The 21,735-nt window shown below is 44.7% G+C and carries 20 protein-coding genes, 1 tRNA gene, 1 pseudogene and 2 other annotated features; of the genes and pseudogenes, 9 read left to right on the top strand and 13 right to left on the bottom strand.

The window, feature by feature from the left end; all coding sequences use genetic code 11:
- Nucleotides 1-256 precede the first annotated feature (256 nt).
- From IGI76_RS06435 to IGI76_RS06425, 3 genes and pseudogenes are all read left to right on the top strand, one after another.
- Nucleotides 257-955, top strand: a complete 699-nt coding sequence (locus IGI76_RS06435; RefSeq protein WP_005225745.1) for an O-methyltransferase — start codon at nucleotides 257-259, stop codon at nucleotides 953-955.
- Between the two features lie 145 nt (nucleotides 956-1,100).
- A tRNA-Arg gene (locus IGI76_RS06430) sits at nucleotides 1,101-1,174 on the top strand.
- 223 nt (nucleotides 1,175-1,397) lie between these two features.
- A pseudogene (locus IGI76_RS06425) lies at nucleotides 1,398-1,643 on the top strand (PhzF family phenazine biosynthesis protein); the annotation flags it as partial.
- A 154-nt stretch (nucleotides 1,644-1,797) separates the two neighbouring features.
- Here the strand turns inward: IGI76_RS06425 and trpA are convergent.
- The 7 genes from trpA to trpE are packed head-to-tail and all read right to left on the bottom strand — an operon-like array spanning nucleotide 1,798 to nucleotide 8,206.
- Nucleotides 1,798-2,574, bottom strand: coding sequence for a tryptophan synthase subunit alpha (gene trpA / locus IGI76_RS06420; protein ID WP_194192940.1), 777 nt, complete (start codon nucleotides 2,572-2,574; stop codon nucleotides 1,798-1,800).
- Nucleotides 2,571-3,764, bottom strand: coding sequence for a tryptophan synthase subunit beta (gene trpB, locus IGI76_RS06415; protein WP_438781236.1), 1,194 nt, complete (start codon nucleotides 3,762-3,764; stop codon nucleotides 2,571-2,573). The genes trpA and trpB overlap by 4 nt, the downstream gene beginning before the upstream one ends.
- Nucleotides 3,761-4,408 (bottom strand): phosphoribosylanthranilate isomerase, encoded by a 648-nt coding sequence (locus tag IGI76_RS06410; RefSeq protein WP_438781234.1) that lies wholly within the window; start codon nucleotides 4,406-4,408, stop codon nucleotides 3,761-3,763. The genes trpB and IGI76_RS06410 overlap by 4 nt, the downstream gene beginning before the upstream one ends.
- Nucleotides 4,405-5,163 carry an indole-3-glycerol phosphate synthase TrpC gene (gene trpC / locus IGI76_RS06405; protein WP_194192943.1) on the bottom strand — a complete coding sequence of 253 codons (759 nt, stop codon included), beginning with the start codon at nucleotides 5,161-5,163 and terminating at the stop codon, nucleotides 4,405-4,407. Before trpC ends, IGI76_RS06410 begins: the two co-directional genes overlap by 4 nt.
- 26 nt (nucleotides 5,164-5,189) lie before the next feature.
- The gene (gene trpD, locus IGI76_RS06400) at nucleotides 5,190-6,224 is read right to left on the bottom strand and encodes an anthranilate phosphoribosyltransferase (RefSeq protein ID WP_194192944.1); all 1,035 of its coding nucleotides are present in this window, start codon (nucleotides 6,222-6,224) and stop codon (nucleotides 5,190-5,192) included.
- A gap of 16 nt (nucleotides 6,225-6,240) precedes the next feature.
- Nucleotides 6,241-6,819: an anthranilate synthase component II gene (locus tag IGI76_RS06395; protein WP_086295052.1), complete on the bottom strand. Its 579-nt coding sequence runs from the start codon at nucleotides 6,817-6,819 to the stop codon at nucleotides 6,241-6,243.
- A complete protein-coding gene (trpE, locus tag IGI76_RS06390) occupies nucleotides 6,800-8,206 on the bottom strand; it encodes an anthranilate synthase component I (RefSeq protein ID WP_086295050.1) in 1,407 nt (468 codons plus the stop codon). The genes IGI76_RS06395 and trpE overlap by 20 nt, the downstream gene beginning before the upstream one ends.
- Before the next feature lie 58 nt (nucleotides 8,207-8,264).
- Nucleotides 8,265-8,511 (bottom strand) — a binding site (T-box leader).
- 66 nt (nucleotides 8,512-8,577) lie between these two features.
- Nucleotides 8,578-8,790, bottom strand: a binding site (T-box leader).
- A gap of 862 nt (nucleotides 8,791-9,652) precedes the next feature.
- Between trpE and IGI76_RS06385 the strand changes: the two genes are divergently transcribed.
- Nucleotides 9,653-11,104 (top strand): helix-turn-helix domain-containing protein, encoded by a 1,452-nt coding sequence (locus IGI76_RS06385; RefSeq protein WP_151195345.1) that lies wholly within the window; start codon nucleotides 9,653-9,655, stop codon nucleotides 11,102-11,104.
- Between the two features lie 16 nt (nucleotides 11,105-11,120).
- Here the strand turns inward: IGI76_RS06385 and IGI76_RS06380 are convergent, their stop codons facing one another.
- Complete coding sequence (locus tag IGI76_RS06380) at nucleotides 11,121-13,685, bottom strand: HAD-IC family P-type ATPase (RefSeq protein WP_194192945.1); 2,565 nt, start codon at nucleotides 13,683-13,685, stop codon at nucleotides 11,121-11,123.
- Between the two features lie 269 nt (nucleotides 13,686-13,954).
- Between IGI76_RS06380 and IGI76_RS06375 the strand changes: the two genes are divergently transcribed.
- A complete protein-coding gene (locus IGI76_RS06375) occupies nucleotides 13,955-14,293 on the top strand; it encodes a RidA family protein (protein ID WP_074535663.1) in 339 nt (112 codons plus the stop codon).
- A gap of 74 nt (nucleotides 14,294-14,367) precedes the next feature.
- On the opposite strand, the gene IGI76_RS06370 is transcribed toward IGI76_RS06375, so the two are convergent.
- The gene (locus IGI76_RS06370) at nucleotides 14,368-15,519 is read right to left on the bottom strand and encodes a glycerate kinase family protein (protein WP_151195346.1); all 1,152 of its coding nucleotides are present in this window, start codon (nucleotides 15,517-15,519) and stop codon (nucleotides 14,368-14,370) included.
- Nucleotides 15,520-15,689: 170 nt separating this feature from the next.
- Here IGI76_RS06370 and IGI76_RS06365 point away from each other — a divergent pair, with 170 nt between their 5' ends.
- From IGI76_RS06365 to IGI76_RS06350, 4 genes are read left to right on the top strand one after another with little or no spacing between them, the layout of a single operon-like run.
- Nucleotides 15,690-16,880 carry a helix-turn-helix domain-containing protein gene (locus IGI76_RS06365; RefSeq protein ID WP_194192946.1) on the top strand — a complete coding sequence of 397 codons (1,191 nt, stop codon included), beginning with the start codon at nucleotides 15,690-15,692 and terminating at the stop codon, nucleotides 16,878-16,880.
- Nucleotides 16,873-17,100: a PLDc N-terminal domain-containing protein gene (locus tag IGI76_RS06360; RefSeq protein ID WP_086295040.1), complete on the top strand. Its 228-nt coding sequence runs from the start codon at nucleotides 16,873-16,875 to the stop codon at nucleotides 17,098-17,100. Before IGI76_RS06365 ends, IGI76_RS06360 begins: the two co-directional genes overlap by 8 nt.
- Nucleotides 17,097-18,008 carry an ABC transporter ATP-binding protein gene (locus tag IGI76_RS06355; RefSeq protein WP_194192947.1) on the top strand — a complete coding sequence of 304 codons (912 nt, stop codon included), beginning with the start codon at nucleotides 17,097-17,099 and terminating at the stop codon, nucleotides 18,006-18,008. Before IGI76_RS06360 ends, IGI76_RS06355 begins: the two co-directional genes overlap by 4 nt.
- Entirely contained in the window at nucleotides 18,005-18,769 is a 765-nt protein-coding gene (locus tag IGI76_RS06350) for an ABC transporter permease subunit (protein ID WP_194192948.1), read from the top strand. Before IGI76_RS06355 ends, IGI76_RS06350 begins: the two co-directional genes overlap by 4 nt.
- A gap of 52 nt (nucleotides 18,770-18,821) precedes the next feature.
- Here IGI76_RS06350 and IGI76_RS06345 read toward each other — a convergent pair whose 3' ends face one another.
- From IGI76_RS06345 to IGI76_RS06330, 4 genes are all read right to left on the bottom strand, one after another.
- Nucleotides 18,822-19,439 carry a YitT family protein gene (locus IGI76_RS06345; protein WP_151195351.1) on the bottom strand — a complete coding sequence of 206 codons (618 nt, stop codon included), beginning with the start codon at nucleotides 19,437-19,439 and terminating at the stop codon, nucleotides 18,822-18,824.
- 164 nt (nucleotides 19,440-19,603) lie between these two features.
- A complete protein-coding gene (locus IGI76_RS06340) occupies nucleotides 19,604-20,164 on the bottom strand; it encodes an NAD(P)H-binding protein (protein WP_194192949.1) in 561 nt (186 codons plus the stop codon).
- 66 nt (nucleotides 20,165-20,230) lie between these two features.
- A complete protein-coding gene (locus IGI76_RS06335; RefSeq protein WP_005235261.1) occupies nucleotides 20,231-20,635 on the bottom strand; it encodes a MerR family transcriptional regulator in 405 nt (134 codons plus the stop codon).
- A gap of 75 nt (nucleotides 20,636-20,710) precedes the next feature.
- Nucleotides 20,711-21,691 carry an aldo/keto reductase gene (locus tag IGI76_RS06330; protein ID WP_005225721.1) on the bottom strand — a complete coding sequence of 327 codons (981 nt, stop codon included), beginning with the start codon at nucleotides 21,689-21,691 and terminating at the stop codon, nucleotides 20,711-20,713.
- Nucleotides 21,692-21,735 lie beyond the last annotated feature (44 nt).

Below are 21,735 nucleotides of genomic sequence, written 5' to 3'. Positions count from 1 at the left end.
GTTCGTTTTCGCCCTGATGATGGGTTGCTTTTCTTCCTTGATGAAAATTTAAGCAGAACCTGACGAGATCTTCACAGGATTTTAACCAAACCTCCACATAACACCGTTATGATAGAAATATCCCAAAAATATTTTTCACCCCTTTATCCTGCCAGTCGTATGACTGGTTTTTTTGTTGTTCCAAAGACTCGAAAAGATTGAACTTAAGGTGAGTTATTCGTATAATAAGGGGCAGCGATAAATGAGGAGGATGAAGATGCGCAACGAAATGATGCATCGTCCAGTAGTCAAACCAGAACTAGTGGCGTTTATGCGTGAAAAACAAAAACAATTACCCGGCGAACTTGGTGAAATCGAGCAAGCCGCTCATGAAAAAGAAGTGCCAATCATCCCACATGAAACTGTGGTCTTTTTGCAGTTTTTATTGGGACAGCTTCAGCCAAAAGAAATCCTTGAGATCGGCACAGCGATCGGTTTTTCTTCAAGCTTGATGGCACAATGTGTGAAAGAGGGTCATGTCACAACGATCGATCGCTTTGACGTCATGATCCGCAAAGCCAAAGAAACCTATGCTCGCTTAGGAAATGAAGACAAAATCACGCTATTAGAAGGACAAGCGGCAGATGTCCTGCCTACATTGAGTGGGCCTTATGATTTTATCTTCATGGACAGCGCCAAATCGAAATACATTGAATTTTTACCAGAATGTCTGCGTCTATTACGCAAAGGCGGTGTGTTGATGGTGGATGACGTGTTTCAAGCTGGAACGATTCTACAACCCATCGAAGACATCCCTCGCAACCAGCGAGCGATCCATCGCAAGTTGAATCTTTTCTTGGATACCGTGATGAACCATCCTCAGCTGACCTCCACCCTCGTCCCTTTAGGAGATGGTGTGATTCTCATTACGAAAGAAGCAGATAGCGTAATCCTTGAGGAACCTGAGAAAGGTTGAGGGCAGCTGCGCTTCCTTTTTTCAAAGAAAAAATAAGAAAAGGGCGAAAAGAGATTGACATTGCTGCGCCCTTTTTCTATAATGTTATTTGTTGCTGATTGATTTCAACAGCTTAGGCGAAGTGAGCATTCGCTGAAAATTATTTGTTCCAGTAGCTCAGCCGGATAGAGCATTCGCCTTCTAAGCGAACGGTCGGGGGTTCGAATCCCTCCTGGAACGTTATTTAACCGTCGAGAACCCTTGTTCTTGGCGGTTTTTGTTTGTTCTTGTGCCAAATGTGTGCCAAATTGATTTAGATTTTTTGCCATAGCAATTTGGCGAATAATCAACAGCCTGTTCCCTTCCTCATCAAAAGCAATCAAACGATCGCTTCCCATCCGCTTCAATCTTCAGCAAATTTCTTTCATTGGCATCATCGTTTCCGTGTTTATTCTATTATTAGCTGTTTGACATCAATGAAGAATCTGCCACAGGTACTTCCAATGCCGCTTTGGCTTGCTTCTTGCATCAAAAATGTTCCCTTGAAAAAGAAGTGTATCGCTTTGAACAAGGCAGCAATTTAGGTGAACCTTCTGAAATCTTTGTCAAACTAGCTACGTCCTCGCGAAAGGAAATCCAACGTGTTTACGTTGGGGGCAGAGGGCATTTTTGCGAGACAGTCACCATCGACACCGATACACTGGCATAATCACAACAATTTAGGCTGATCTTCCATCAGCCTTTTTTTCTTTTCCACTTCACACATCGTGTTCTTTTTCCATAGCAGCCCATCAGTATCTCGAATACTAGTTTTCTCATAAAAAAAAGAACCCAACTCGGGTTCTTTCCTTCACCTTGATTTTCTATGGCTTACCAACAAGTTCTGCTAACAGCTCACTGACTTTAGGCAGTGGCTCGTTTTGTAAGGCTGCTACGATTTTTGAACCGATCACTACCCCATCGCACACTTGGGCAAAGCGCTGCACGTCTGCATTGGTCGAGACTCCGAAACCAGCCAATACTGGAATCGGACTTTTTTCCGAAATGGCTTGCAAATGCTGATCCAGCTGTTCGTTGTATTGGCGATCTTCTCCAGTGACACCGTTCACTGTCACAGCGTAGACGAACCCTTCTGCTTCTTCGATCAGCGTCTGAATTCTGTCTGGCGGACTGGTCAAAGAGACCAGTGTGAGCAGCGCGAGATCTGCCGCATCAAACGTAGGCGTTACTAGTGATCGATGTTCAAATGGCAAATCTGGAATAATCAACCCTTTCACATCTGTCGTTTTTAACTCATTTGCTAGCTGTTCAATGCCATAATGAAAGAATGAATTGGCATACCCCATCAATACCAGTGGAACCTCAGAATGGATCGTTTGCAGCAAAGCAATGATCTTTTTTAAAGTGGTCCCATTGGCTAATGCCTGCATTCCAGCTGCTTGGATGACCGCTCCATCTGCGACTGGATCTGAAAAGGGCACGCCGATTTCAATGGCGGCTGCGCCATGTGTCGTCAATAGCTCGATTTCTGCCGGCAGGCGTTCCAGTCCGTTGGCACCCGCCATAATATAAGGTACAAACAAAGGCTTGCCTTGTTTTTGGCGCTCTTTTAGTTTCATCGTCAATGTTTTGCTGGTCATTTCGCTGCTCCTTTCCGATCTTTGATTTGTTGAACATCTTTGTCCCCTCGCCCAGACAAACAGATCACTAAGCGTTCTTCTGCTGTCATCGTTGGCGCTAGCTTTAAAGCATAGGCAACGGCATGAGCACTTTCCAAAGCAGGAATAATGCCTTCGATTTGAGACAAGAGATAAAAGGCGTCAACGGCTTCTTCATCAGTGACCGAGAAATACTCCGCTCGCGCAATTTCCTTCAAATATGAATGCTCGGGACCGACACCAGGATAATCCAAGCCGGCTGAAATCGAATAAGGTTCGATCACTTGCCCATCATCGTCTTGCAGCAAATGCATTTTGGTACCATGTAAAATACCGATACTGCCTTTCGTTAAAGTCGCCGCATGCTCGGTAGTATCCACGCCTTTTCCAGCTGCTTCAACGCCAATCAAACGAACGGTTTGATCGTTGATGAAAGGATAAAACATTCCCATCGCATTGCTGCCGCCGCCAACACAAGCAACGACTGTCGTTGGTAGTTGTCCTTCTTTTTCTAAAAGTTGCCGCCGTGTCTCACTCCCAATCACACTTTGAAAATCTCGAACGATCTCTGGAAAAGGATGCGGACCGAGTACCGAACCCATCACGTAATGAGTGTCCTCGACGGTTGCGACCCAGTAGCGCAGCGCTTCATTGACAGCATCTTTCAATGTCTGATTGCCTGATGTAACTGAAACCACTTTTGCTCCCAACAATTCCATTCGAAAGACGTTTAGTGCTTGCCGCTGAACATCTACCGCGCCCATAAAAATCGTGCATTCCATACCGAACAACGCGGCCGCAGTTGCTGTGGCGACGCCATGCTGCCCAGCACCGGTCTCTGCTACCACTTTCTTTTTCCCCATCCGTTTTGCTAATAAGACTTGGCCAAGTGCATTATTGATTTTATGGGCACCCGTATGATTCAAATCTTCTCGCTTCAGATAAATTTTGGCACCGCCTAAGTGTTGTGACAAGCGCTGGGCATGATAAAGGGGGGTCTCTCTTCCTACATACTCTTGCAAATATTCCTGTAATTCAGCTTGAAAACTTGCGTCCGTTTGTGCTTCACGATAGACAGTTTCCAATTGCTTGACTGCATACATCAATGTCTCTGGCACAAACTGTCCGCCAAAGGAACCATAAAATCCTGCTTCTGTGGGGTATTGGGTCATTTTATCTTCTCCTTTACTAAGTAAATAAATTGTTCGATTTTCCGACTGTCTTTCTTGCCCTGGGTTTCAACGCCTGAAGAAACATCGACAGCATAAGGCCTAAAAAGTTGGATCGCCTCATCTACATTTTCCGCGTGCAACCCGCCAGCAATAAAAAATCGCTCAGACAACGGCAACGGTTCTCTCGCCGCTTTTTGCCAATCAAAGGACTGGCCGTTGCCGCCAGCATAAGGGTGATCTCTTACTGGAGCGTCCAATAAACCAAAATCTGCATCGCAGCTCAGGAAATCTTGCTTTAAAGTTTCTGCTTCTCCATCAAAGGCTTGGATCACTGCGATCTTTTGATGAGCAAAAACGCCCTTCTGAATGGCTGTTTGCAAAGATGGCAGAACCTTTCCATGGAGCTGAATCGCTGTCAGTTGGGCGGCTTGAATTGCCGCTTGCACTTCTTCAACACTTGGAGAAACGAAAACCCCGACTTTCCCTACATTTTCGGGAACTTGCTCCGTTATCTTGCGGACTTGGGTCGGATCGATTCTCCGACGGCTTTCAGCAAAAACAAAGCCAAGGTAATCTGCTCCTGCATTGATGGCAGTTTCGACATGCAGGCGTTCGGTGAGTCCGCAAATTTTCACTTTGGTCATCGGCGGCTCACCTGCAAATCTGCCGCTGTTTCAGCAATTCGATTGCTTCTCATCAACGTTTCTCCAACGAGGACTCCATGATAAAACGGTGCAAGCTGCAGCACATCTGCGGCAGTTCGAATACCAGATTCACTGATATAAACCGCCTCTGATGGCTGAGGTGCTAAAGCAACACTGACATCCAAGGAAACGTCAAAAGTTTTTAGGTCACGATTGTTGACGCCGATGATTTTGGCACCTAATGCTTGGGCTTGTTGAAATTCAGCCGCATTATGAGTCTCAACGAGTACTTCCAACCCTAGTGCTTCGGCTTCTTGATACAGCGCGACCAAACGGGCAGGCTCTAACGCAGCCACGATCAATAAAACGATACTGGCACCCGCATTCTTGGCACGAATCAATTGTTTTTTGTCGATAATGAAGTCTTTGCATAGTATAGGCACCGAAACAGCCTTACTGACTGCTTCAAGATCTGCCAGCGAGCCGTTGAAAAACTGCTGGTCGGTCAAAACAGAAATTCCGCTGACTCCCGCGGCTTCATAAGCTTGCGCTTGCGTGACTGGGTCGATCGCTTGGTTAATGTCTCCTTTTGAGGGTGAAGCACGCTTGATTTCAGCAATGAGGTGCATCTTTTGTGGTCGGTCCTTGACTTGCTGATAAAATGATGGGCGTTTCGCTACGACCTTTTCGGTTTCTTGTGGCATCGCGGCAACTTCTTCAACTTTTTTCTGGATGATCGTTTCTAAAAAATCCATGATTCTCCTCCTTACAGCTTTCGTAATTATTGACTATTTGACTGGCGGATCAACTCCTGCAGTTTGTCATAGGCGGCGCCCGAAGCGATACACGCCCGTGCCATCGCAAACCCTTCCGCTAGCGTGGCAGCTTTGCCGTTAGCGTAAAAGCCTAACCCTGCATTTAAGACCACCGTTTCTAGATAAACGGAGGGTTGATTTTTCAACACCGCAGTTAAGATCGCCGCATTTTGAGCGGCATCCCCGCCGACGATCGCCTCGATCGGCGCTGGCGTAAAGCCGTACGCTTGTGGATCTAAAGAAAAATTGGCTACCTCTCCTCCTTGATAAAAGCTGATCGCAGTTTCACCTGCCAAATTGGCTTCATCCATTCCGTTGCATCCATGGATCACCATTGCTCGTTGCCGACCAAGACTACCTAACGCCTGAGCGGTGTCTGCCAAACTTTCACCAGCGTAAGTCCCAATCAGTTGAGTGGTCAATGGCACAGGATTGATCAAGGGCCCGAGTAGGTTAAAAATCGTTGGTGTTGCTAATTCTTGCCGTATCTTCATCACTGCTTTCATGCCGGGATGCAACGAGGGAGCGAAGAGAAAAGCGATGCCGACAGTCGCTAATAACTCAGCGATTTTTTCTGGTGATGCTTGGATCGATACCCCCAAGCAGGCTAAGACATCGGCACTGCCTGAACGACTAGAGATACTGCGATTGCCGTGTTTTGCCATCGTGATTCCTCCAGCTGCTAACACGAAAGCAGCCGTAGTGGAGACATTAAAACTATTGGAGTGGTCGCCGCCAGTACCGCAATTGTCCATGGCGTCTCCTCCTTCATAAGGAATGGTCACGGCATGCTCTAACATAATTTCTGCTAAAGCAGTCAATTCGGCAGCTGTGATGCCGTTGATCTTCATCGCAACTAACGCTGCCCCCAATTGACTTTCTGAAAACATCCCGCTTAAAATTCCTTGAGCAAAGTGGCGCATCTCCTGATAACTTAAATGACGGCCATTAAAAAGCTGCTGGGTGATTTGTTGCGGCGGCTGTTTTTTTATTGCTTGCATAAATGTTCCTCCTTTTTCATTTGCTGCTTTTTGCTGAGTTTTCTGGAATGAGTTCAAGAAACCGTTGGATAAAAAACGCCCCTTCGTTTGTCCCCATTGATTCAGGGTGAAATTGAAGGCCTACGATCGACTTTTGTCGATGCTGGATCGCCATGATGATCCCTTTTGTTTCAGCCAACACCTCAAATTGTGTAGGAAGGGTCGCTGGCTCAATAACCAGCGAGTGATAGCGCATGACAGTCATGTCTCCTAGGTAGGTTTCGAATACGCCTTTTTTCTGATACGTAAGGCTCGATTGCTTGCCGTGCATAATGGCTGGTGCTTGGACCACTTTGGCACCAAACGCTTCTCCAATGGCTTGATGACCTAAGCAGATTCCTAGAAGCGGCTTGCTATTGTGATATGTTTTGATCAAAGGAATCATGTATCCTGCCTCTGCGGGACGGCCTGGTCCCGGGGAAAAAATGATGGCATCTGCTTCTTTAGCAACATGGAAAAGGTCTGGATCATCATTTCGCAAGACGACCGTCTCTTCTGGACAGAGCTGGAGAAGATTGTAAGTAAACGAATCATAGTTATCGACGAGTAAGATCATTGGCTGACACCTCCAATAGTGCTTTGGCTTTGTGTAAGGTTTCGTGGTATTCAGATGAGGGATCAGAATCATAAACGACACCCGCCCCTGCCTGGACATAAGCGATCGCGTCTTTCAAAACCATTGTCCGAATCCCGATGGCAAAATCCGCTTGATCGTTTCGAGAAAAATACCCAACGGCTCCCGCATAGACCCCTCTTCGAACAGCTTCCCATTGATAGATGCGAGTCATGGCGCGAATCTTTGGTGCCCCGCTGACCGTGCCTGCTGGCAGGGTTGCTTTCAAGGCATCCATTGCCGTCACACCTGCTCTGCGCTTGGCAGCCACCACCGAAACGATATGCATGACATAGCGGAATTTCTCGATCACCATGTATAAAGGAACATGAACCGTGCCATGTTCAGCGATTCGTCCCAAATCATTGCGCCCCAGATCGATCAGCATCTGGTGCTCTGCACGTTCTTTTTCATCTGCTAATAGTTCCGCCGCCAAAGCTTCGTCTTCTGCTTTGGTTGCCCCTCGTTTGCGGGTACCAGCGATTGGATTTGTGGTGATCGTTGTTCCTTGAACCCGAATCAAGCTTTCAGGTGAACTGCCGATCACTTTGAATCCGTGATCGAAATCAAGATAATAGAGGTAGGCAGACGGATTCGTCACTCGCAGTTTTCGGTAATAGTCAAAAGGATCTTGCGTAAATGCTGCTTGCAGACGTTGGGAAGGAACGACTTGAAACATATCCCCTGCCGTAATTCGGGCTTTTGCCTCACGAACGATCGTTTCATAGGCATGTTGGGTAACATTACTTGTAAAATGCAGCTTTTCATTCGATAACCCGCGGGTCTCAGCTGCGACCGGTGTCCTTAATTGCTGCTGCACCGCTTGGAGTACCTGCTTCATCTCGGTGGTCCCCCTTTGGCTGTAGCAATTTTCAAGGATGATCGTCAAGGTTTCCCTTTGATGGTCCAGAACGAGAAAGGTTTCAAAAAGCCAAAAGGCCATATCAGGCACCTGCAATTCATCTGTTGGCAGTTGTCCAATATCTTCATAGCAAGCGGCGATATCATAGCCCGCATACCCGATCGCCCCACTTTGCAACGGCAGATTCGGTAAAGCGGTGGTTTCTTTTTTGACTACATACCGTTCCATTTCTTTTAAAGGGTCCTGACAGGGATACTTGTTGACCGTTTTTTCCAAAAGATCCTCTACTTGAAAAACACCATCTTTAAAGGTCAGTTTCTGAACAGGATCAAAAGTGAGGATCGAATAGCGTCCCGTATCTTCTTCTCTGGGAATACTTTCTAGTAAACATTTATGCGCCCCTTGAATCCGTAAAAACACTGAGACAGGTGTCAAACAATCGCTGTTGATTCGTTCCATTCGATACATAAGCTGCTCCTTTCTTTGTAAACAAAAAGCCCTCAAGCAAACATCATAAAAACGTCTGCTTGAGGGCGAATGACCGCGGTACCACCTCAATTGAAAGTTGCCTAAAAAAACAACTTTTTCTCTATCAACCGTCTAACAACGGTCTTCCTCTATAACGGGAGTTCCCGCATTTTCCTACTGCCAAAAAAGGGTTCAAAAAATGATCGGCTAAGGCCATTTCCTTGATTTCTTGGTATCGGACTCTCATCACCGCCGACTTTCTGTAACCAAAAAAGACTCAAGTACTTCTCTTAGTTTGATTTTACGTTTATTTTTCTATTGGTTGAAGGGCAAGAAAAACAAAAAAGCCCTCATGCAAACAAACTCGTCTGCATGAGGGCGATTACTCACGGTGCCACCTCAATTGGTTCTCTAGATCGTCTATCAACGATCGTTCTCTGTAACGGGAGATCCCGAAAAAAGCCTACTGATTTCAGCCTTTCGACACAAAAGTCCATTTCTGAAGCGTCAATCTGCTGATTTACACCACCATCAGCTCTCTGCAAGACGAACGTCCTCATACTTCTCTTTTGTTTGGTCTTTACTAGTTATTGGTAGCTATATTACGTGGCTTTTGCTGATCTGTCAACAGAAAAAAGCGAATTTTATTTTTTTGACTCCTTTTGACAATACAAGAAAACAACCTACAATGGGTTGCCTTAACCAAAATAAAAAGACATTCTTTAGGACAAAAATCTCCTTCACTTCTTTCAGCGTACTTTATTATAGCTGCCACTCTATTTAAATAATATTTGTTTTTTTATAACCCTTGCGTGAAGATCAAAGAGTGAAAACTTTGCTATAATTTTGCCAAAAAATCGACATTTATCCAAAATTTTCATAACATCATGAAAAAACAAAATTGTTATTTGAAATATTCTTCTATATGATTGAACCGAATGTAAGAAAGGGTGATTAAATGCACATAGACAAATTATATTTTTCCACCTTTATTTATAAGATGAGCTGCTTAGAATTTACTTACTCTCTCATTCAATCCAATGAGAAAAAAGTCGAATTATCCGAGGAAGAACAAGCAGAAATTGAATGGATCATCAATTCTGCGCTCCATCGAAAACTCTACGCCTCTCGCAAAAAGAGTCTTTTTTCCTCAAAAATAAAATTGTCAAAAGAAAGTTATTCTATGTATTTGCGAATGAAGAAATACGAACATATGATAGATCTCTAACCGTTAAAACACATAAAACAAACGCATTCCTTTAGACAGTTACTCAGAAGGTTGCCGATCCCATCTTTTTTAATAAAAAAAACATCCTCCAGTGAATTGGAAATAGCAAAACTTGCCTTTTTCGTATAAAATCAAAAAGAACACGAAAGAGTTGTCTTTCATCAAAACAGTCAATGTGACTCTTTTGACCTTCAAGACTCGGAAAGGAAGTTTTTGTCATGGATGGGATGATGAAAAAAATCATTACGGAGAAGGATTTATTACGTCAGATCCTTCTCTTGGAACAACTGGCGAATCACAAAATGATCACTGCCAAGCAACTAGCAAAATTGATCGATACGACGGAGCGAACCGTTTTTTCCGATCTAACCTATATTCGCCAACAATTGCCTGATGGTTGGCAGATCGAAGCTGCCAGTAGTGGCTTTGCTCTGACCCATGATGGGCCATTGTTGATGAGTCAGCTCTGGGAAACGTTTTTCCCTCAATCGATCGGTGTTTCTTTGATGAAAGCATTGCTTTTTTCCAGCGAACTCCGTACGCAAGATATTCTTAGCCAAACAGGGACATCTTATGAGACCTTGCGACGACATGTGACAAAATTAAACAAAAGCCTTACTGATTTTTCGTTGCGGATTCGGATCACCAATCGCATGATCCGCTTTGAAGGAAGTGAGATCAACATCCGTGTTTTTTTTCATCGCCTGTTACTGCCATACACCCATAACAATTACTTTTTTGAGGAATATACGATTCATGAGTCCCACTATTATCATTTCTTGGATCGCTTAGCAAAAGCCAAGCTGCAGATCGAGGTGGAACAAATCTACGGTACCTGCTGGTTTTTTATCAATACGATCCGCATCAAAGCCAATTGCCGTATCGATTCCTTTGAATTTCAGGGGGACGATCCCCTTTATAGCCTTTTCCAACAGCCATTAAGCCAGCTGTATCAAAAAGAAGGCGTTTATTTAGAACGCAGCGAACACTTCTTTAGCTTCTACTGCTTCTTAGAAAGTTGGAACTACAATAACGACTGGTCCGCAACGATCCAAGCAACCCTTGAATCCTACCAAACCATTTATCAGAAAACGACCCATTTTGTTGGAAAACTAGACCGCTTGTTGCAGTTGTCTTTAGCTAGTGATACACAACTGATTGAGAATCTACTGTTGCTTTTGATCAAATCGCAAGAGTCAGCCAAGCTCTCAGAATTGTTCGGGCTTGAATTTCACGAGATCCAACGGTTAAATCAACCCTATTCGCTACCGATCGAAGCAACGATCCATGACTTTTTAGAAGAACAAACAGCCAGTCAATCGGAAATGAGTTTTCCATTATGGTCAACCACCACCTTACTGATCCAACAAGCGATTTTACAAATCAATCCCATTCGCGCAAAAGGATATTTTGTTTTCCAAGGTGAGCCTGCCTGGAAAGCTTATCTCCTGCAAGAATTGAATGACTTCCTCGGTGCCCGCATCCTTTTATCGGCGATCGAGCCTGGTCAACTAGAAGCGTTGGCGAAAATCGAGGTTGATTTTATTCTCTCAAATTTCCCTTTAGAGGAAGTATCTGTTCCAGTCTTTTATTTATCGATGGTACCAACGAAAAATGAGCTCAATCAAGTGACTGAGCTCATTCAAACCTATTATTTAAGCTATCGCTAGAATAATCAAGCTGCCGCTACTGCTTCACTGGAGCGGCTTTTTGCCGTCCTTGCAGCTTGTTCGTAATAAATTTCTCACCCTCAACGACTGCGAAAAGGAGTGCGCCGTTAGCAGCGATACTCAACTGCTGCATCAAGGTCAAAGAACCGATCCCTAAAAGCTGGTGTCCAAGAGGGGTTAGGAAAATCGCTGCCTGTAATACGATCAGCAGTGAAAGAGAAACTAATAGCGCTCGGTTGGCAAACAGTTGGCGATTCAAGGCTGGCTTGACCAGCTCCCGACAGTTCAACAAGTAAACCGCTTGGGCAAAGACGATACTTTGCAGTAGCATGCTTTGCTGAAGGACCGTTCCCTCAAATTGAACCGCTAAGACGTAAGAAGGAATCATGATCAACAGCGAGACGTAGAAGATGCGGAACAGACTGTACAAAGATAAGATACCTTCTTTGATTGGCCGTGGTGGTCGATTCATGACATCCGCACTTGCCTTTTCAAAACCGAGTGCGTAAGAAAGCGTGATGGTTGTCACCATATTTACCCATAAAATTTGGACAGGTGTTAGTGGCAGTGGTCGGTTCAACAAGAGTGCCGCAATAACGATCAATCCTTGGGCAACCGCAGTTGGTAAGAAGAAGTTGATGGTTTTCTTCAAATTATCGTAGATTCGACGACCCACTCGGACGGCATTGGCGATCGTATGAAAATTATCGTCTGCCAAAACCATATCGGCTGCTTGCTTGGTTACTTCACTGCCTTTGATCCCCATAGCGATCCCAATGTCGGCTTTTTTCAGCGCTGGTGCATCGTTTACACCATCGCCGGTCATTCCGACAATCTCTTCATTCGCCTGCAAAGCACTAACGATCCGCAATTTATGCTCTGGGGTCGTTCGAGCAAAGATATCTGTCTTTTGGACTGCTTGCTGCAACTCCTCCTCAGACAGCAGATCGATTTCCAGCCCTTCCAACACGTGATTCGTGTGCTTCAATCCAATTTGCTTGCCGATAGCTTGAGCGGTCTTGCCATGATCTCCTGTGATCATTTTGACTTGGATGCCCGCTTGCAAGCACTCTTTTACTGCTTTGATGGCACTGTCTTTCGGAGGATCAATGATGCCAGCGATCCCAACAAAGGTTAAATTGATGAGTGCTTCGTGGGACAAGGACTCCTGTGCCGACAGCGTCAGATGCGCAAAGCCGATCAGCCGCTGCCCTTTCGCTGCTAATTTTGCACTTTCATCTAACCACCATTGCTTTTGATCTGAAGTCAGTTGGCTTTTCTCAAGCAACACTTCGGGCGCACCTTTGACAAACACTACCGAGGCATTCGGCTCTTCTTGATTTTGATGGCGTGTTGCCATGTACTTGTAAGAGGAACTAAAAGGAATTTTATCGACTGTTTTACGCAATGGTTGCTGCGCTGATTCTGCGTATTGTAACAAGGCTTTTTCGGTTGGATTTCCAACGAGTTCAGCCGCCTTTTGTCCTTCGTCTTGCTTCAAATCTTGACAATTTGCCATGATATCAAGCACCGTTGCTTTATCCACGTTTGACTCAACTAAGACATCGACGACCGTCATTTCATTTTTGGTCAAGGTTCCTGTTTTGTCTGAACAAATCACCGTCATGGCACCTAGTGTCTCTACTGATGGCATCGTTTTGATGATTGCTTGCTCCTCAGACATTTCCTTGACACCCATCGATAAAATCATGGTCAGCACGGCTGGCAAGCCCTCAGGAATCATCGCTACCACTAAGGCGATACCTGATGAGAACAAGAGATCAAGATCAAAGCCGTAGCGGAAGGTAGTAAAGAAGATCAAGAAAACCACTAATCCGATAATGCCTTTAAAGATTTGGTGATTCAATTGCTTCATTTTTTTGATCAACGGGGTTTCTTGCGCTTTCACAGACTGAATCGCTTGATTGATCTGGCCGATTTGCGTATCGTCGCCTGTTTCAACGACGATCCCGCTGGCAGTTCCGCTTTCTACATGGGTACCAGAAAACGCCATGTTCCGCTGGTCACCAATCGTACTTTCTTGAGTAATAGGCTCGGTCATTTTTTGAACAGGCTCAGATTCGCCAGTTAAGATAGACTCTTCAATCACAAGATCATGGGTTTCGATCAAGCGCATATCTGCTGGTACGACATCTCCTGGTCCTAAAACGACTAAATCTCCGTTTACTAAGGAAGAAACAGCAGTTTTCTTCTTGCGGCCATGAACATAAATTGTTGCTTCTTGCCCCATGAATTGCTTCAACCCATCCAGTGACTCTTGGGCTTTACGCTCTTGCCAGTAGCCGACTAATCCATTGATGACGACGACCGCCATAATAATGCCGCTTTCGATATAATCACCCGAAACCCCTTTTAAGACGGCTGCGACGATTAAGACCAACATCAGTAAGTCTGTAAAATGCTTGCCGACTTTCTTCCATGTAGGGATCTGCGCTGCCTCAGTAATTTTATTTTCACCTTGCTTTGCTAAACGCTGGTTGCGTTCTTCGGAGGAAAGGCCCTGCCGTGTTGTTTGCAACGTATGTAATAGTTCTTCTGTTGTGTTTTTGTACCAATTCATATTTTTTTCCTCCTTGTTTATTTATTTGATCTGAACATAGTATAAGACATTAAAACCATAAAATTCTGGCGATAATTTCAGTGGAGCCTGAAAAAAATGAGTGTTTTTATTAAAGGGGAAGGGCGGCTTCGTCCCGTGGTTTCACAAAACCAACAGAAAACGTTTGTTGATTGTTTTTGCAGGTGTAATCAAGTAAACTAAGACACACCCAATCAATTGCTATCTGTCCCCATCATCCAAAGGTAAGATAGAAGAAAGGAGCCAAATAAATGGCAATCTATACCGATACAAAAATCGCTCAAGGACCTTTTCTTTTCATTTCTGGTCAAACGCCGTCGCAAGACGGAGCCACACCTGAGGACCCGCAAGAGCAAACAACCATCGTTTTGAAAAAGATCGAACAGCTACTATCAGCCAATCAGTTGACTTGGTCATCAGTGGTCAAAATGACCGTCTTTTTAACAGATGCTGCCTACTTAGCTGCTGTCCGTACGGCGTTTACAACTATTTTGGCAGAAAACAAACCAGCCATGAGTCTTGTCATCGTTGCCGGCTTGGTTGCCCCTGAATTTAAAGTAGAGATTGAAGCACAAGCTACCTTGGCTTAAGCACAGAGAGAAACACCAAAAAAACTTCGTACAAAAGGCAGTAGCCAATACGAAGTTTTTTTGGTGTTATCTTCTTATTCAGTCCTATTTGAAGCGTCTGATTCAGTCTTTTTTTGCCACTGTTCCACAAAACCAGCGATGGCTTGAGCAGTCTGTTGAGCATTCACTAAGGTCCGCTTTTTCTCCATCGCTTCTGTCAACGAAATCGGACCTTGCTGGATACAAAAGACGGCAGATAGTAGTTGCGGCAGTTTTCCTAGATCGTCGCTTCGGGAGCCGCAGATGGCAACAACCGGGACCTGATGTTTGTGGGCGAGCAACGCGACGCCATAGGGTACTTTTCCCCCAGCGGTTTGCCCATCGATGCGTCCTTCACCCGTGATCAACAAATCTGCTTCTTTGATTTTTTCCTCAAATCCAATCAATGAAGCGATCGTCGCAAATCCTGGAACCAATTGACCACCTGCCAAACGAACAGCACCACCAAGCCCACCTGCCGCACCAGCACCAGGGACGTCCAGATCGATCCCCGTGGTCCGCTTGATGTGCTCAGCCAAACGCTTTGCCTGCTGATCCAACTGCTGGATCGTTTCTTGGGATGCCCCTTTTTGCGGACCAAAAACCGGCGCAAATCCCTGATTGCCAAAATAGGGATTCGTTACATCGGCCAATGCAAACAGGTCAATTTGTGCAAGCAGAGGGTTCAACTGGCTGAGCGCCAGAGATTCTGCTTGCAGCAAAGGATTGTTTTCCATCCGCTCGTTTCTTTGAATGGTTGCTCCTAGCGCAAGTAAAAAGCCTACGCCCCCATCAGAAGTGCCGCTACCGCCAAGGGTCAGGTAAATTTTTTTCACACCTTGCCTGCAAGCTGCTAAGACCATTTGGCCTAAACCAAAAGAAGAGCTATTGCGGGTGGTCTCGTCACTAGGTTCCACGAGTTGCAACCCAATCACTTCTGCAGATTCAATCAGGGCAATTTTTTCTTCCTTGATTTTGGTGACCAACATACGGGCTTGCAACTTACCGCCTAATGGAGCGGTCACTGAAACCGTTTCGTAATTGCCTCCCAGCGCAGCAATGACTGCTGCCATTGACCCTTCTCCCCCATCAGCGATTGGGATACTGCGTTTTTCCCACTGGTCTGAAAACCCGCTTAAGACGGCTTGATTTAGTTCTGCGGAAGTGGCACTTCCTTTGAAGGAATCGATCGCTGCTACAACTTTCATTTTTCTACCTCTCATTTACGATCATCTCTTTCCCAAAGATTGGAATACTTCGCCTTATAATCAACTTTTAGTTAATTAAATCAACCAAAAATTAACTAGCAATCCATTGTAAGTCATCCCTTCTCCTCTTATGATAGAAGTATACCAAACAAACCTATCGGAGGTGCACTATGGACTTACCAATTGGCGAGGAAATCGCTCGGAGAAGAAAACAACGAGGTATTACCCAGCAAGAATTAGCAGTGTTTATGAATGTGTCCAAAGCATCCGTTTCGAAATGGGAAACGGGGCAGTCTTATCCAGATATCACCTCGCTGCCCTTATTAGCAGCGTATTTTGATTGCAGCGTCGATGAATTATTGATTTTGGACTCGCAGCTATCCCCTAAAGAGATCCAGCGAATCTACCAATTACTAAAAGACGCCTTTCAAACAAAAACACCAACGGAAGTTCTCGCACTTGCTCAAAGTTTTACCAAGCGCTATTACTCTTGTTATCCATTCTTATTACAAATGGGGTCCTTTTACTTGAATCATTGGGATCTGCTGCCAGATGTCCCCGTAGAAGGCGTCCCGAAAGGGCAAACTTACGAAGACGCTTTGATGGAAGCAAAGAAAAATACCTATTTGAAGGAAGCAGAAACCCTGTACCAACGCATCATGGACCAAGGCGACAGTGAGCTGGCACAACAAGCGAAACAGATCGATGCTTATTGTCTTCTGATGAGAAACAAGCCAGAAGAAGTCTTGGCGATCCTTGGCACGAAAACTCTCTCGTTTTTACCCAGCGAACCGTTGATTGCCGCAGCATTTCAGCAAAACAATCAGTTGCAACAAGCTGAGCTCGTTACGCAAAGTGCGATTTACCAGTACTTAATTATTTTTATGAGTTTGCTAACGAATTATTTAGCAATGCTCACACAAGACGAGGAGCAACTGGAAAAAACCTTTGCACGTGGGCTGGCACTCAGCGAGAGCTTCCAACTGGCCCAGCTGCATCCTATTTCTTTACTGAATTTTCTAGCCGCTGGGATGGTTTCGTTTGCGGCTTTAGGAAAGGAAAGCTTATTGCTGCAAGCATTAACACTGTATATCAAAACATTAGCAGACACGCCTGAGGAAATCGTTTTGAAAGGAGACGATTATTTCAACAGCATCGATGAGTGGATCAGCGAATTAGAATTAGGCAGTCAGATCCCGCGGAACTCAGGTAGTGTCAAAAAACAATTTCTTGCAGTAGCACAGCTGACACCCTTGTTTGAACCGTATCAAGAAAAACCCCCATTTAAAGAGTTGTTTCAGCGCTTGAGCAATCTGGCTGAACAAGTATCTAATTCTCAAAGGAGTGACTCACATGAATAGTTTTTCACTAAATATACCAGAAAATATGTCTGATTATTTGCCCGTACTGATCCCCTTGATTGTTTTGCAATTGGTCCTGATCATCTTGGCGGTTCGCGATATTTTAAAACAAGAACAGTTTAAATTCGGCTCCCGCCTTCTTTGGCTTTTCATCGCCTGTTTTGTTAGCCTGATCGGTCCTATCCTTTATTTTGCTTTCGGAAAAGAGGGCCAACAATGAAGATGATCGAGATCAACCATTTATCCAAGCGTTTTGGGCGCAAACAAGTGCTGCAAGACCTAACCTTTTCGGTTCCAAAGGGCAGCGTTGTGGGGTTTGTCGGGGAAAATGGTGCTGGCAAAACAACGACCATGAAGGCGATTTTAGGATTGCTCCCCATTGATGAAGGCGAAATCACCGTTTGCGGCGAAGTGGTGCAATTCGGCTCAGCCAAGACCAATCGCTGGATCGGCTATTTACCAGATGTACCGCAGTTTTACTCGTTTATGACAGCTGTAGAATATTTGACTTTTTGCGGAAAGATCCAGCCCAATCAAGAACCTTTTCAGCCTCAGCGGGTGATGGAAGTTTTAGCGTTGGTAGGCCTGGAAGCTTCGAAACAAAAAATCGCTGGCTTTTCTCGAGGCATGAAGCAGCGTCTTGGATTAGCTCAAGCATTGATCAACCGACCAGCTATCTTGATTTGTGATGAGCCGACCTCTGCACTCGATCCTTTAGGTCGCAAGGCCTTTCTTGATGTATTGGCTAAAATCAAAGAAGAAACGACAGTTCTTTTTTCATCCCATATTCTCGCAGATGTCGAGCAGCTGTCAGATTACATTGCGATTTTGCACAAAGGCCAGATCCAGGCGTTTGAACCGATGGATTCCTTAAAAAACCGTTATCGAAAAACCGCCTTTGGGATTGTCTTTACCAACGAAGGTGACCATTCGAAATTTGCCAATCTGTTAGCATCCCACGGCATTGCGGCAGAAAGAAAGAACAATCAATTACTGATCGACGAAACTGCCGACACGAATGTTGGAAAGCAGTTGCTGCGATTGCTCAATGAACAACAGATAGTACCTGAATCCTTTCAACGGATCGAACCGACTTTAGAGGCGATTTATTTGGAGGTGATCAAATGAAGGTGTTTCTTGTTTTCTTAAAAAAAGAATTTCTCGGTGGTCTTCGCAGCAAAAAACTGCTGATTTGTTTGATTCTGTTTGCGCTGATTGGTATGCTCTCTCCCTTTACCGCGAAAATCATGCCCGATTTGATGGCCAGTATGATGCCAGAATCGATTGAGGTCACGATTGCTGATCCGATTGCGATCGATGCATGGCTGCAGTTTTACAGCAATATTGGAACGATTGGTCTGCTAGTATTTGTGGTTCTTTTTACCGATACGCTCTCTGCCGAAATCGCCCAAGGGACCTTTATTCAGCTGATTACGAAAGGATTACCGAAAACGACGATCGTCTGTGCCAAAGCTGGCTATTTAACGATTCTTTGGTCTTTGAGTTACCTCCTAAGTGCCAGTGTCAGTGCTTTTTATACCTTGATCTATTTCGATGATTCCAGCGCTGCTCAAGTCCCTAGCGCATTGTTCAGCTATTGGCTGTTTGGTTTACTAGCGATCAGCATCCTGCTGCTAGGCTCCAGCTTTGCCAAAAGCATCTATCAAGGACTGTTGTTTATTGGCGTCTGTTATCTGATGGGCATGTTAGGCAATCTGTGGAGCCAATTAACAAATTGGAATCCTTATTCCCTATCTAGCCAATTTCCTAATTACTTAACCAACCAAATCAAACTAGGAGAACTGCTGCCAGCACTGTTGTTAAGTTGCTTTTTGATCATCGCTTGTTTGACTGGTTCCATAGCTGTTCTAAGAAAAAGAAAATATTAAAAAACATCGGTGCAGATTTTTTGCACCGATGTTTTGCTTCTGATATGTTACTCTATTTTGCTGTTCCTTGGACTTTCACAGATTTCTTGGCCTGCATTTTTTGTTCGATTCTCATGAAGAGCCGCATGAAGAAGGCAATCAAGTAGATTGAAAAGGCAGAAATAAGTGCTTCTTGCCAAGAAAAGATCAGGAGGTTCAATAAGATGATGATCAAATTGGTCAAGAAAACCCCACTGGACCTGCGAATGCCATAGTATTTTTCCAAAATTAGTGGCGGAATTGTCACGCCGCCATTAGACGCGCCGATTTTGTAGAGGGAAAAGATACCAAAGCTAAAGAAGAAACTACCTAAAATCAATGAGATGGAATAAAAGCGCAGCAGCATAATTTCTGGTAAAAGCGCCAGAAGAACGGGAAATGCCAGACTGCCGATAACCGTATTGACAAAGACCTCTCGCTTTAAAAGCAAAAATGCCAACGCCAGCATCAATAAATTAATCCCCCAGACAACGATATGACGATTGATCGACCAGCCGGTTTCGATCAGATAGCCGATCGACCCGACACCAGCAGAAGCAATACTGTGAGGCAAAAGGAAAAAGTTTAATGCGATGCAGATCCACAGCACCCCAAGCAATAAAGCAAGATTTTTTTTGATAAGTGATTCCATCAACGTTCTCCTTTCAATCTGGCAACTAATTTTATGGATAAAAGCTTCTGTCTATTCTATCAAAAAAAGCTCAAAAGAAAGAACCATTTTTTTCATGAAAACATGAAAAAAATGATTCTGAACTTCAAGAAAGCATGTTGGTTTTCATCACAAATGCACAGGCTTTAGGCTGTATAGCAGTGATACATCGCAAGCATTTCTTCTGCGACTGCTTCTTGCCATCCCCCTGGCTGTAACATGCATTCTTCCATTGATGGCAAATGAACAAAGCGAACAGCCAACTCTGAGCCTACAATCAATTGGTAGGACATCAAGCGATTTTTTTGCTGCAAGAGCAGCTGATGCTTTTTCGGGGAAAGGGAAAGATCAGTTGCGGACACCAATTGCTTTAATGCCTCTGGATGACAAAGGTTTCTTTCTGGTGCGACACTGATCAATTGGCTGACCTCTGCTAATTTCATCGCCTCGATCACCCGCAGCGTTGCCCGCGGATCATGGATATCCGTCAAAAAAACCGACTGGCAACCTTGCAATGCTCGAACGAGTCGTCCTAAATCGAGAAAGTCACCATCAATGATCGTCTCACGCGCAGCATCAACCTGTTGCAAACGCTCCGTTGCCTGGCGGGCATAGAGTACTAGGGAGAAATTGGTTCTTTCTAAAAGTGTTTGGCGTGTCAGCTGCCCAATCGTTCCAGCAGCACCTAAAATCGCAAGTCGTTTCATAAGCTTCCTTTCTATTGGATTCCATTGAGCAGAACGTTTCAATTTCCATAGTAGCGAATTCAGACATTAAGACTTAGTGACCAAATTGGCTTTGCGTTGACGCAGTCGTTCTTCAGTCGGCAGAACATGCTCGTCGTAATGTTCCAGTTTGTATTCTAAACGTTCAACAGCTTCCGTCATATCTGAGATTTTCTCCCGCAAAACTGCAATTTGTTCGGCTAACAGCTGCTTGCGCTCAGGAACCGTCCCTCGACCTTCTTCAAATAAAGCCAGGTAATGACTCAGCCCATCAATCGATAGTCCAGCGTTGCGCATTTGCCTAGTAAAGGTGATCCATTTTAAGTCGTCATCATCAAATTCACGAACACCGTTTTTATTGCGTTTGACCGGCGGAATCAGCCCAATCTTTTCATAGTAACGGATGGTATCAGCTGAGACACCGCTCAGTTCACTGACTTTTTTGATATTCATGGCTTCACTTCCTTGTTTTACATTTTTTCCTAGATCGTTTTGTATGCTACGAGCCAGAAGCCCTTTTGTTACTCGTTATTCCGCTCCTACCACTGCATGAGGCAAGTAAGGCTCTTCCAAATACGCAATCTCTTCGGCAGTCAGCTTTAGATCAAGGGCAGGTAAAGCATCCAATAAATGGCTTTCTTTTGTTGCGCCAATAATTGGTGCGACCACTTGTTCTTTTTGTAATAACCAAGCCAAGGCGATTTGCGCCCGTTTGCTTTGGTGTTTGTCAGCAATCTGAGCGACCCGTGCCACGATCTCCCGGTCTTGTTCCATCGTTTTGTCGTACTTTTGATTGGCGGTTTTATCCGTTAAGTACCGTTTGGTCTCTGCACCCCAATCTCTTGTTAAACGTCCAGCAGCCAATGGACTATACGGCGTAACAGCAATTTTTTGATCGGCACACAAGGGCATCATTTCTCGCTCTTCTTCTCGATAAAGCAAGTTCAAGTGATTTTGCATCGAAACAAATTTGGTCCAGCCATTTTTTTCAGCGACTGCTTGTGCTTTGGCAAATTGCCAAGCGTACATCGCAGATGCGCCGATATAGCGTACTTTTCCAGAAACCACCAAATCATGTAAGGCCTTCATGGTTTCTTCAATTGGCGTGTGGTAATCCCAACGATGGATGATATACAAATCAATGTAGTCCATTTGCAGGCGTTTTAAGCTTTGTTCGACTTGATAAAAAATCGCTTTTCGAGACAAGCCTCCACTGTTTGGTCGCTGTTTCATTTTAGAATATAGTTTTGTGGCAACCACGATCTCATCCCGGGGCGCAAAATCATTCAATGCTCGACCGACGATTTCTTCGCTCGCTCCATAAGAATAGACATTTGCCGTATCAAAAAAGTTGATGCCCAGATCCAAGGCTTTTTTGATGACTTCACGACTGTCGTCTTCTTCTAACACCCACTCATGAAACCCGCTGTTGGGATCGCCAAATCCCATTGTCCCTAAACACAAAGGTGACACATCAAGTCCTGTATTGCCAAATTTTACATAGTCCATTTTTACGTCCTCCTGTTTTTTTAAGTTACACTAAGCATACAGGT

Origin of the sequence: Enterococcus sp. DIV2449a, assembly GCF_051711225.1 — a bacterium.
Taxonomy (GTDB): domain Bacteria; phylum Bacillota; class Bacilli; order Lactobacillales; family Enterococcaceae; genus Enterococcus_D; species Enterococcus_D casseliflavus.
This window is presented reverse-complemented; position numbering and strand designations above follow the sequence as displayed.